Source organism: Paenibacillus alvei DSM 29 (genome assembly GCF_000293805.1).
Taxonomy (GTDB): domain Bacteria; phylum Bacillota; class Bacilli; order Paenibacillales; family Paenibacillaceae; genus Paenibacillus_B; species Paenibacillus_B alvei.
Genome location: NZ_AMBZ01000016.1, coordinates 13,894 through 25,841, shown reverse-complemented (window position 1 = coordinate 25,841; position 11,948 = coordinate 13,894). Strand labels below are relative to the sequence as shown.

At 45.5% G+C, this 11,948-nt stretch carries 11 protein-coding genes; 3 read left to right on the top strand and 8 right to left on the bottom strand.

Annotated features, from left to right (window positions below; genetic code table 11):
- Window positions 1-92: 92 nt before the first annotated feature.
- The 4 genes from PAV_RS29975 to PAV_RS29960 form a co-directional block, all read right to left on the bottom strand.
- Complete coding sequence (locus tag PAV_RS29975; protein ID WP_005552213.1) at window positions 93-677, bottom strand: DUF3238 domain-containing protein; 585 nt, start codon at window positions 675-677, stop codon at window positions 93-95.
- 297 nt (window positions 678-974) lie between these two features.
- Window positions 975-1,685: a response regulator transcription factor gene (locus tag PAV_RS29970; protein ID WP_005552212.1), complete on the bottom strand. Its 711-nt coding sequence runs from the start codon at window positions 1,683-1,685 to the stop codon at window positions 975-977.
- Window positions 1,686-1,946: 261 nt separating this feature from the next.
- Complete coding sequence (locus PAV_RS29965) at window positions 1,947-5,108, bottom strand: MMPL/RND family transporter (protein WP_005552211.1); 3,162 nt, start codon at window positions 5,106-5,108, stop codon at window positions 1,947-1,949.
- On the bottom strand, window positions 5,105-5,554 hold the full coding sequence (locus tag PAV_RS29960) for a MarR family winged helix-turn-helix transcriptional regulator (protein WP_005552210.1): 450 nt from the start codon (window positions 5,552-5,554) through the stop codon (window positions 5,105-5,107). The genes PAV_RS29965 and PAV_RS29960 overlap by 4 nt, the downstream gene beginning before the upstream one ends.
- A 211-nt stretch (window positions 5,555-5,765) precedes the next feature.
- Here PAV_RS29960 and trmL point away from each other — a divergent pair, with 211 nt between their 5' ends.
- Both trmL and PAV_RS29950 read left to right on the top strand, forming a co-directional pair.
- Entirely contained in the window at window positions 5,766-6,230 is a 465-nt protein-coding gene (gene trmL, locus PAV_RS29955; protein WP_005552209.1) for a tRNA (uridine(34)/cytosine(34)/5-carboxymethylaminomethyluridine(34)-2'-O)-methyltransferase TrmL, read from the top strand.
- Between the two features lie 144 nt (window positions 6,231-6,374).
- Window positions 6,375-6,623, top strand: a complete 249-nt coding sequence (locus PAV_RS29950) for an AbrB/MazE/SpoVT family DNA-binding domain-containing protein (protein ID WP_005552205.1) — start codon at window positions 6,375-6,377, stop codon at window positions 6,621-6,623.
- A gap of 187 nt (window positions 6,624-6,810) precedes the next feature.
- Here the strand turns inward: PAV_RS29950 and PAV_RS29945 are convergent, their stop codons facing one another.
- The 4 genes from PAV_RS29945 to PAV_RS29930 all read right to left on the bottom strand — a co-directional run bounded on the left by PAV_RS29945 (window position 6,811) and on the right by PAV_RS29930 (window position 9,279).
- On the bottom strand, window positions 6,811-7,110 hold the full coding sequence (locus PAV_RS29945) for a 50S ribosomal protein L25 (RefSeq protein ID WP_005552202.1): 300 nt from the start codon (window positions 7,108-7,110) through the stop codon (window positions 6,811-6,813).
- 37 nt (window positions 7,111-7,147) lie between these two features.
- Window positions 7,148-7,357 (bottom strand): sporulation protein Cse60, encoded by a 210-nt coding sequence (locus PAV_RS29940; RefSeq protein ID WP_005552201.1) that lies wholly within the window; start codon window positions 7,355-7,357, stop codon window positions 7,148-7,150.
- A gap of 426 nt (window positions 7,358-7,783) precedes the next feature.
- The gene (locus PAV_RS29935) at window positions 7,784-8,851 is read right to left on the bottom strand and encodes a phosphodiester glycosidase family protein (RefSeq protein ID WP_005552199.1); all 1,068 of its coding nucleotides are present in this window, start codon (window positions 8,849-8,851) and stop codon (window positions 7,784-7,786) included.
- 17 nt (window positions 8,852-8,868) lie between these two features.
- Window positions 8,869-9,279, bottom strand: a complete 411-nt coding sequence (locus PAV_RS29930; RefSeq protein WP_005552197.1) for a hypothetical protein — start codon at window positions 9,277-9,279, stop codon at window positions 8,869-8,871.
- Window positions 9,280-9,478: 199 nt separating this feature from the next.
- Between PAV_RS29930 and PAV_RS29925 the strand changes: the two genes are divergently transcribed.
- The gene (locus PAV_RS29925) at window positions 9,479-11,851 is read left to right on the top strand and encodes a sensor histidine kinase (protein ID WP_005552196.1); all 2,373 of its coding nucleotides are present in this window, start codon (window positions 9,479-9,481) and stop codon (window positions 11,849-11,851) included.
- The last annotated feature ends 97 nt before the right edge of the window (window positions 11,852-11,948 follow it).

Below are 11,948 nucleotides of genomic sequence, written 5' to 3'. Positions count from 1 at the left end.
AAATCATTGTTCTTATAAGTAACAACGAGTTAGTGGGAAGTTGCTCCTGCTAACTCGTTTTTTTGTATGCCTATATAGAGCGCAAATTGTAGTTATAACACTTTTTTGAAATGGTACTCCATTTCCCCGGCCAGAGCTTGAGCGGTATCTCCGGTTTCTCTGAAATCATGAATATAGATTTGTTCAAATGATCCAAAGTCTACTTGCTTATAAAATTCAAAACACGGGAATCCATCATGGCTGCCCTCAACTTCAACGGCACCATTTTCTGTAACTCGTATGCGTAATAAATAATCAACAGGAGGCGCAAGTGCTAGTAATGGATTACTGGCACTTGCACGCATTTGAAACATGACTTCATTAGAGCCCCAACGAATATGGCTACACAAAATCCCCTCTGTACTGGCTTTGCCGGTTCTTTTATTCACAGAACCATCTGGCCGAGTCACTTTTTCTGTTGTTATGCCGGTATTCGAATAGGAGAATACTTCCTTTTTATACAAATCAACAACAACTTCTTGCTCAACCCTGGAACGCATTGTATTTACGGCATAAGGTGTAAATTCGCGGGTGTCGCCTTCGTATTGAATGATATTTCCCGTATCCGACTCTTGCTTCGGCTCCGTCCAAGACATTGGAATAAATACACTTGCTCTGATTTTAACAATATTAGCCATAGTAACCTCCAGGATCATGGAATTGTATTCGTTCATTCATAATAGCGTAATGGATTGACTATGCAGGAATATTGAAATTGAAGATACTGAATGCGATTGAAAGCGTTAAATTGTAATGAACAGCTTAGATCGAGTGCAAATGCGAATAGTAAATTAACAAAGTTAATTAACGCAGTGGTTGGAGGGAAATTTGTAATGAAGGGGTCTTATACGCCCTTTGCGGTTATTTATAAGGAAAAATAAAAACCCCGCCTGCTCGGGGAAACAGGCGGGGTTATATCGGAAATGAGGAATAAGTTAGGCTAAGTGACGCTTTGTCGGTTCTGTAAGCTTGTAGCCTACATTACGAATCGTCATGATATATTCAGGGCTGCGTGCGTTTTTCTCCAGCTTATCGCGCAGGTGGCTAATATGCACATCGACGATGCGTGTATCGCCGAGGAAGTGATAGTCCCATACGCCGTGTAGCAGCTGTTGGCGGCTCAATACCTTGCCGCGATGACGGCATAGGAAGACGAGCAGTTCGAACTCCTTCGGAGTTAACTCCACATCCCGGCCTTCCAGCTTCACTTCACGCTGATCCGCCATGACGTGCAGACTGCCGATTTGGTACACCTGTCCTTCATCTACAAGAGGGAGGGAACGGATGCGGCGCATGACAGCCTGAATGCGGGAGATGAGCTCCTGCGGGGAGAACGGCTTCGTCATATAATCGTCAGCGCCATTATCTAATCCATCAATTTTGTCACCTATTTCCTGCATCGCTGTCAGCATAATAACAGGCACCATATTGTTCGCCACGCGCAGCTTGCGGCATACTTCCAATCCATCGCTCTTCGGCAGCATGCGGTCAAGGATAATCAAATCTGGACGGAAAGTGGATAGAACATCAAATACAGCTTCCCCATCATAGACACACAGAACGTCATAGCCAGCCAGCTTCAAATTATATTCAATGAGGGTAGAGATTGAAGGTTCGTCATCGACAACTAAAATTTTGGATTTCAAAATAGTCCCTCCCACAATTCATTTAGTAAGTAATCGGTTGAACGAATTCCTGCATTCGATATCGTACGCCAAATTGTTTACCGATCGAATGTCATATACCAACATTATGAAGGATATTCGTCAGCGGCATATTAAGCAAACGTAAACTGGGTGTAAAAAATAGAGGAACCGATGCTCGGTTCCTCTTCAACATTGCGGATGTATTTCATGCGATCAATGGAGTTTCAATGGATTAATACTCACGTGACGTAGAAAAGCAGCTTAGGCACTTACTTGCTGTTTCGCTTTCTCGTCCTGCTGCTTATGGAAGAACGGCCACCAGTTGGCAGAACCGAACGTCTTGACCATGACGGGTACGAAGAACGGCAGGATGAGGAACGTATACAGTGTAAGTCCGGATAATACGACGGTTGCAATTTGCATCATGGACAGTACGCCTGATGGATAGAAGGAAGCAAATGTTCCTCCTAAGATGATTACGGCAGAAATAATAACCGTCCCCATATTTTTCATCGCGTATAGGATTGCATCCTTCACATCCAGATGCTTATTCTCATTGAAGCGTTCCATCAAGAAGATGCTGTAATCGACGCCAAGTGCCATCAGCATAACAAAGCCGAAGAATGGAGCTGCCCATGTAACCCCGGAGTAATCCAGCATCTTCGTAAAGATCACTTCCGTAATTCCCATCGAAGTGAAGAAGGTAAGCAGCAAGGATGCTACGATATACAGCGGCATAATGATGGATCGGAACAGGACAATCAGGATGAGTAATATACCGATGATCATGTACGTTACGGTTCTCATATAATCTTCACCAGACATTTGCTTCAAGTCGGCAAACGTGCTCGATACACCGCCAACTGCGATCGTCGCCTTTTCCAAGGAAGTTCCCTTCACGCTGCGATCTACAGCTGCTTTCACAGCGTCGATTCGATCAATAGCCGGGGTTCCATATGGATTATCAGCAAAGATGACGTCTAAGGTCATTACACTGTGATCCTCGGATAAGTACATCTCGAGCGCCTTGCGGAAGGCGTCATTCGATAATACCTCATCAGGGACGAACCAGCCGCCAAGCTCTTTATCGGGCGCTGTACTTACATTTTGCAAATATCCCTGAGCAGAGTTAAGCCCATCCGATACTTGCGTCAATCCATCGGCTCCATCCTTCAAGCCGGTCGTCAGCTTGCCAATCTGATCCGATAATTGCGAGAAGCCGTCTCCGATCTGTTTTTGGCCAGCTTGAAGTTTATCAAGTCCTGTTATGATGCCAGGTACTTTGCTAATGATTTGGCCTTGGCCATTGGCTGCCTGCTTCAGACCTGACTCTAGCTGCGAGATGCCTGCAATGAGCTGATCGAACCCTGATGCCAGCGCCTTCTGGCCGGTAGTGGCTTGCTCGTAGCCTTGGTTCGCCTGAGCCATGCCTCCGTTTACTTTCGCTAATGTAGATTGCATCTGTCCAAGAGCGCCGGATAATTGGGCTGCCCCTTGCCCAGCAGCGGTTACGGTACCGCGAATTGTCATATAATCAGCGTCTTTCAACAAATCCGGGAAGCGTTCCTCCAAGCTTGCGAATCGGCCCGTTAACGATTGCAGCGACTTGGTCAATTCGCTGAACTGTGTATTCATTTGGCCAACGCCGCTTGTTATTTCAGTAAGACCTTGCCCAATCTGCTTATAGGTATCGAGCAGCTTCTGATGCGCTTGGGCCAGCTTTTGCGCACTCTCCTTGGCCTGCTTCAGACCTTGCTGCAGTTGGCCGGCACCGGCAGAACCATCGCGAATGCCGGATTCAATGCGACCAAGTCCGTCATTCAACTGCTTGATTCCGGATTTCAGTTCTTGTGTTCCCACGGTAAGCTGTGCTGCTCCGCTAGCTGCCTCTTTGAGCTTAGGCTCGTTTTTGCTTAATTCGTTGCTTGCTTCGGACAATCCATCTTTAATTTTGGATAATCCGTCATTTCCCTTGGACAGGCCGCTGTCAAGTGTCTTGACCTGTTCGGTAATTTGGAAGTCCTTGATTTCATCGCCTGCAGGTCGGCTAAGGCTGCGAACGCCCGATACACCATCTACCTTAATTAGCTCTCGGCTCATTTTCTCGGCTACGGCCATATATTCGCCCACCTGAAGCGGGGAATAGCTCTTGATGACGACTTGGGTCGGCATGGATTCGCCAGGCTCGAAGCTGTCTGCAATAATATTAAAGGCTTTGACGGAATCGTATTTATCTCCGATTTCCTCCAAGCTGTTAAACGATACTTCACCTTTATAGGATATTAGGAACGGAACAGTGACGGCTGCAACCACGAGCATCGCTGCCAGCGGTCGGCGCAGTGAGAATGAGCCAATGGCACCCCACGAACGGCTTTCTTTATGCTCAATCGATTTCTTCGCTGGCCAGAACAGCTTCTTGCCGAGCACGGCCATGAAGAACGGTACGACCGTTACTAACGCGAGCAGCATGATCGCAATTCCAATGGCAACTGCAACGGCAGAACGATACAAATTGAATTCGGAAAATCCAATCACGGAAAAACCGACAAGTACGGCGATTCCGGAGAAGAGGACTGTTTTGCCGGCAGTACGGTACGTGGCGGCAATCGCATCCCATAGATCGTCGTGCTTAGCGAGCTCTTCCTTATACCGACTGAGGAGCAGGATGCAGTAATCCGTTCCAATTCCGAATAAGACAGCCACCATAAAGATTTGCGTGAACGTCGATAACGGGAATTGGGTGCTTTCGACAAGAAATGCGACAATGGATTGTGAAATGATATAGCTCAGACCGACTGTTAGCAGCGGAATGAAGGCTGCGACGATTGAGCGGAAGACGAAAAATAGGATGGCTAGAATGAATACAACGGTAATCAGTTCCGACTTCTTCAAGCCCTCTTGTGAGCTGACGAGTTGGTCATTTTCAATCAGCTTTTGACCTGTAATGTAGTGCTCAACAGAAGTAGAAGCGAGTTCTTTATTGATTTGATCACGAATCTCTACGGGATTCGCTGTCTCGGTGCTGACTAATAGGGAGGTGAGTACAGTTTTGTTGTCTTTGGAAATTAATTTAGCCTTTAATTCCGACTGTCCGTATGGTTCGAGCATGGAGACGATATGAAGGCTGTTTTTGTTTTGATTGAGCTGTTGAATAGCTTGCTGAATGTCTTTGGTGTCCTTATCAGTCATTCCATTTGGATTATGGAAGACCAGTGCCATACTCGTTTCATGCACATTGCCTTTCGCATTGGACACTTCATCCATGATGCGGATCGCTTCTGCAGAGGAGTAGCCGTCAGGTACGCCAATCGTACCATGCTCCTTCACGAGCTCACTAAGCGACGGTGCTGCTATTGCAAGAATAACAGCAACCGCAATCCAGGCTGCCAATACAGCCCATTTTGCTCTCAGTATCATTCTCATTTTTGATTCTTCCCTTCTTTCATCAAGCGGGCGAGCTTCTCGTACGCTCCGATGAAGGCTTCAACTTCCGTTTCGCTGAAATGAATCAGATAAGAGGCGACAATATCCTGCACCTTTTTGTCCGCATGCTCTAATACAGTTCGTCCTTCCTCCGTTAAGGACAGTACGATTACACGCCGATCCTCCTCAGCAGGCGTCCGTTCAACGTATCCGCGATCGACAAGTCGATTAATAATGGCAGTAATAGAGCTCTTTACGACCTTGAATACTTCAGCCAGATCGGTGGAGGTGCATTGGCCTCGCTGATGGAGTACACACATGATCTGATATTGGTCGATCGTTAGATGATCTGGAATCGCCTCTCCAATCTCATTAAATAAATGCTTTATTACAGTAAATTCTGCAGCAATATACCGTTCAATAATGGTTTTGGCATCTCGATTCATGAAAATAACTCCCTTGTCATTTATTATGGTTCGAGAGTCGAACCATTCGATTGTAGAACTATAATAATTCATGCTAAATTCAGTGTCAATTCGATCGATGTAAATATTGTGTAAAGATAACTTCGATCCTGATGCGATGGAAGAGGAAGCAAAGCAATAGGCTTGCCTTCTTGGTGTATAATAAAACAATGAAATGTGAGGTGAACATCAGATGGCATTCAACATCGTATTAGTTGAACCAGAAATACCAGCAAACACAGGAAATATTGCGCGTACTTGCGCTGCAACGGGCACCCATCTGCACTTGGTTCGTCCACTCGGGTTCCGAACGGATGATGCAACCTTGAAGCGTGCGGGGCTCGATTATTGGTATGCAGTTACGATTCATTACTATGATTCGTTCCAGGAGCTGCAGGAGAAATATAAGGATGGACGTTTCTTCTACGCGACGAAAAAAGCAGATAACTGCTACAGTGACTTTTCCTTCCAGGATGGGGACTTTTTCGTGTTCGGCAAAGAAACGAAAGGACTTCCTCAGGAAATAATTGATGCGAATCCAGAGACATGCATGCGCATGCCAATGACAGACAAGGTTCGATCGCTCAACTTGTCTAATGCGGCGGCAATTGTCGTGTATGAAGCACTGCGTCAGGCAGACTTCATGAATTTGAGGTAATTAGCACCTAATTACAAGAATTGAATAAAAACGAATTGAATTGACAAATTTCAGCAGGATTTTGGATCGGAGCATCGAAGTAGTAGGGGCAGTAGTTTCGAGGGTAAACAAGAGAGAAGAGTATATACAAGAGAGGTGGAACTGATGAAACCTGCCGGTGTTGTCCGTAAAGTCGATCAATTGGGACGCATTGTACTGCCTAAGTCGCTTAGGAAGCGTTACCAGATGAACGAGGGGGATCCTGTTGAAATTTTAGTTCAAGGAGATCATATTATTCTCGAGCGCTATCGTCCGAAGTGCGTATTCTGCGGTTCAATGGACGGGGTAGCGGATTTTAAGGATCGTTACATATGCACGCAATGCATGCACGAAATGACCCACTTGGCAAGATAGAGAGAAACATGGAAGCGAAGCATCACATTCGGTGGTGCTTCTTTTTTATGGGTTATTTCTATTGTACAAAGATGCTCATGCGTTCACATGTCGGAAGCTTGTCCGCAGGAGTAGAGCATATGATGAAAAAGCCAAGGATAGGGAATTCCCTATCCTTGACATTATGGCTTCCGTTCTGAGCCTTGTTCTATGCAAGTGCAGTAGATTGGCATGCTAGCAGATCAACATGCAGAATATCATTCGTTACAGGGTGACGTTGTATCTCTTGAACCTGTGCCGTAATTGGATTTGCCCCATCAATACTCAACTCCAACTGGTTGTGAGCCGCATCTCTAACCCATAGGGCGAACGCTTTGGCATCCATGTGAAGGTTCACACTGGCTTGTTGTTGAAGGAGAACGCATGGAATTCTCCCTTCAGAGCGAAGCTGCCGGACTTCGCTTCGTTTTTCAATATTCCGTGTCACTGCTTGAAACTGCTGCATCATCTTTTATACTCTCCCTTATCGCAATTTGTGAGGGCAGCTATGGTTCGTGCTTCCCAGCAGGAACGCTAGCTGTCCGATAAACAACCAATATACAGCTTCTTTGCTCGGAGATATCGCGATTCAAGCGATACCCAGCCGAGTATTTAATCTCAATCACCTGCTCTTCCAGCAGCGTGGCCAAAAAATCATTAGCCTTCTCTTCTGCTGTTGCAGCACTTACATCCACAAACTCTTTAACCTGGATCATTGCATCATTCCTTTCTTCTGCAGACCATTAAATGTAAAAAACCTTACATATGCACGAAGGCACCTCGCCCCATCGGGGGCGAAATGCCTCGTTATTCCTACTGTATCAAGATAGGTAACGGGTGTCAATCGAACCTGATGTATCCAGATTTAGAAATCGTACATAAAGTCTCATCTTACATAAAGCATTCCAAGAATAAAGCATAAAAAAGAAGCCTTCCGGATTCGGAAAGCCTCTTCTTCTTACAAGCCGCTCGTCTTATCCTCATTGTAGCCAGCAGTCAGCATAGCCGTAATGAACATGGCGAATACGAGCATAATAATCCAAAATGTTACGGACATGATATGCACACCCCCAATGGATGCTTTTATTATACCCAAAACATACCAAAATGAAAATATGAAAAGCAGGTTGTTGCGCAAGTTGTCACTTAAAGAATAAGAAATGAGTAGGAAGAGAGCGCATCTCACCATCAGATGGCGTATTCACAACCCGGCCATTGAACACAAGTGTCGATGATCCGCCGCCATCCAGGTTGTATGCATCCCTGATACCAAGATTGGCCAGCTTCCGCTGTAATTCTTCCAAGGTTGCTCCTGAACTTCCACTTTCATTATATCCGTCGACAACTAAAATGAGCAGTTGATCATCCTTGTAATTGCCGATAACCGTGCGCGGGGCCCGTGCAGGAGATGTCTTCCACTTATCAGGGATCGTGAGACTTGCACCATTTTTGAGCAAGGCAGGAACGAACGTTGCCCCATACTTTGGCTGGAGCTTGTCCAATTCTTCCTTCTGATAAAATTTTCCCCCGATCAATCGAGAGTTAACATCCATCCCAACGAAGGACAAATTTTTGAAGCTCGGCTCAAAGGAAGAGATATACTTGCCATTCATGACGGTGGTTCCGAGCGGATAACGCTTGCCTCTGCTTTCTGCATAACCGCCAGCATTAATGCCAGCAACCGCGTTATAGCGCTTCACGGCCTGCATGGTTGTCTCCGAGCCGCCATATTCATCATGGCCAAGTGTCATTCGCATCGCTTTAGGATCCTTCAACTTGACCTTCATTGCATATCCGCGATAGGTTGGCTGATTAATGATATATAGCTCCGCACGAAGCTTCTCACTGTCGATGCGTTCCTGAGGAGTGCCCAGCCGAGCTGTAATCCGTTGATCATAGATTCGCTCCGGACGCTTAGCCTGTTGGCTTGCCGTTAGGACGATGTCATTCATCGTGGTCGTCGTTTGCTTATACAAGGTAGAAATATGACGCACGGATTCAACGGTGTGGACAGCTATCTCCTTAGCCTTATCTAATTGTGAGGATACTCGGGACTGCTTTTCATTGAATGATGCCGGCTCAGCAAGCGGCGCAGTCTCTAATTGAAGCGACACACTTTGCGAAGAAATCAGCATCCATATCATCATGCCAAGAAAGGGTGCGGTAATCATCATGAACATTCGGTTGACTACTTTAACTTGCAACTTCATAAAAACCGCCTCGCTTGTTATTTCAACAAATCCATCTTCTTCTGCAGCGCTGCCAGCTGCTTTTTCACTTCGTTCAATTGAGTATACAGCTTGTTGCTGTTGTCTGTTTTGTTCGAAGTATTATCTTTCGTAAACGTAAGTAGTTCATTGAACGATTGAACTTTGCTTTGCATGGCGTCCATCTTCTTATTTAACTCGCCAAGCTGCTTTTCATAGTCTAATTTGACTTGCTGTAGCTGGGCTTGGGTTTGCACTTGGAGTTCCTGAAGCATCGATTTCTTCATATGGGTGCTGTAGAAGTAGGTAGCAGTTACTCCAATGCCGATCATAATGACCCAGAAAAGGAGAAACCATTTGGCGCTAGCTCCGCTCGTCTTCGTTCGGGAGCGACGTGCACTGTCGCGTTCTGTCTGTGCTGTTGGTTGCATTGAATCACCTCGAAAGAAGTCGAATGGTAAGATAAAAACAATACTCATTCTAGCATGAATTCTATCATTTTTGGTGGTGAAAATGCAAAATTCATACAAATCCTGCATTGAAGTTACAGGAGGGGTTCGATAGAATAAAGGAAGGTTTATGATGAAAAATGTCGATAAATGATACTTCCGTCAGGGGTAAAGAAAAGGGATGGAAAAAATAGATATCATATCAAAATACTTGAAAACGTTTACAAAAATAGGATTAATTGTATTGCTTCTATTACAATGCTGGTTTGTTTTTATTACGGTTCGATATCCGTACCTAGGGCTTCGCGTAGAGATTGAGCAGGGAGAATGGAAAATTGCTGAATTTTCCAATGGCCAATTTGCGAAGCGTCAGCAACTAGAGGTTGGAGATCGCATTGTAAGCATTAACGGCAAGCCGCCGCAAGAGCATCCGACCGTACGTCGATGGCACACCGTTGAACAAGCTGAATATATCGTTATCGATCATCTCGGGCATAGCAGGTTAATCGATATGGCGAATGAACCGCGCCATCCATTTTCCGGTGTGCTGCCTTTCGCAAGTGAATTCATTTTTATTGTGCTTGCAGGATACATATGGTGGAAGAAACGTTCTGCTTTATCCATGAGGATGCTGTGCTGCTTGCTGCTCATTATGATCATCATTTATATGAGTATGGGGGCTACCTTCCGTGGAGATCTGATTGGGCAAATCATTATTTGGTCTGCTGTTGCCTTAATGCCGATCGTACTACTGCACTTCATTGCACAATTTTTCTATGAGAAGGCTGGGATTACATACTCGCGTCGAGGCATTTATTTGTTCTATGGAATCGTCGGCATGTATTTCGTATTGAAATCAACATTCTTGTTGACCGATTATGTGTATGATGTATATCAAATCGATAATTTTGTTGCAGATTGGCTCTTTTTGAGCGGTGTCGCTTACAACTTCTATTGGGTTGCGTCGACCTATTATCGCAATCGTCAAGGTTCCCCTCATATTGCAGCGGTCATTCGTTATGTATGGATATGGATGGGGATTGCGTTTGCACCAATTCTTTTATTGACCTATGTTCCAATGCTGTTCCGGCAGGATCCGCTTGTATCGCCGCTGCTGACGGGGTGGTTCACGCTGCTGATGCCGTTAAGCTTTGTGTACTTGAATCAGTTCCATAAATTATCCGACCTCGAGATCGTAATCAAACGTGTAGTGGCGCTTGTCCTTATTGCGATGGTTCCTGGAGCGCTCGTGGTTGGACTAAATGCGATCATTTTCGTTGAATCGCATACGATTGTACAGCATGTGTTCAGCTTTGGTTTTATTGTTATTTTACTGTCTGTAGTGTTGTACAGCTTCCCTTACTTCAATCGGAAGCTCACGACAGCGATTTTTCCTAGCGATGAGCGGCTGAAGGAGTCTCTGCAATTGATTACGGGTCAATTAACGGCACTTGATACGATGCAGGAATGGGGGAAGGCTATCCTTTATTCCATTATTCAAAATTTGAACGTTCGAGGAGCGGCGCTCGTCATCAAGAACCCTCACAATGATGTGGAACTCTATATTGATGGTGCACTGGATGCAACGGAAGTGGAGCGTCGGGTTCGCTCGGGTCAATTTTCTTCGGAATCGGCTTATTGGTTCGAGGTTGAGCGGCATGATGTGTATATTGCTTATTTGGTAGTCGCACATCGTGAAGATGGGTCAGAGCTGAACATGGAAGAGCAAGAGTGGATTCGCCAATTGATCCGCTATATGAATATCGGCATGAAAAAAGTAATGATGATTCATATGCTGAATACGCAAATCGAACAATTAAAGCAGGAAACCGAGCGGCAGCCTGTGACCCTCCAGTCCTTAACAACAGGACCATGGGTAATCGAGAAAATGTTTGGTTCCATAGAGAAGGATAAAGGGAAGCTGTCTAACATGCTGCAGCATACCGTTATGCGACGTTTGCATGATATTGGGATTCAGCTTGATGCGATCCGAATGAGCACGGAAGCGGATGATGCACGGCAGCAGGCAGTCGAAATTGAAAAGCAGCTGACCGATGTAAATATGAAGCTGCGGCATACCTGCTTGGCACTCGATCCTCAGCTTATGCACACGGCGGGATTCGCCAATGCGGTACGGCAATTTATCGAAGGAGAATGTTCAGAGTGGGCGGAACGGGTGCAGTTCCAGGTTGATCCTGAAGCAGGGATAGACGCACTGTACCCCGTTATGAAGCTCCATGTATTCCGGATGGTGCAGGAGCTGCTGTATAATTCTTTTTACCATGCTTATGCACGCTCGATTGAGCTTCAATTGTACAAGGTAGATGGGCAAATTGTTATTTTGTATGAAGATGATGGAGTCGGCTTTGAAGCGGCAACTGTGTTCAATGAGCGTGCCAAGGTGCGGGGGCTGAAGCTTCTCCGTGCACGTGTATTGCTGGTAAATGGCAGTATGACATGGAAGGCTTCCCCTGGAGAGGGTGTCTGCATTATTATTTCGATTCCATTCCGAACGATAAATGGTTTGCTTCACAGTGGAGAGCCGACTGTTTAGAATGGGTGGATATACCAGAAAAAAACATATTCGTGTTGATCGCATAAGGAGTGCCTAATCATCTTATTTATAGTGGTAGGGTACTCCTTATTGTTCG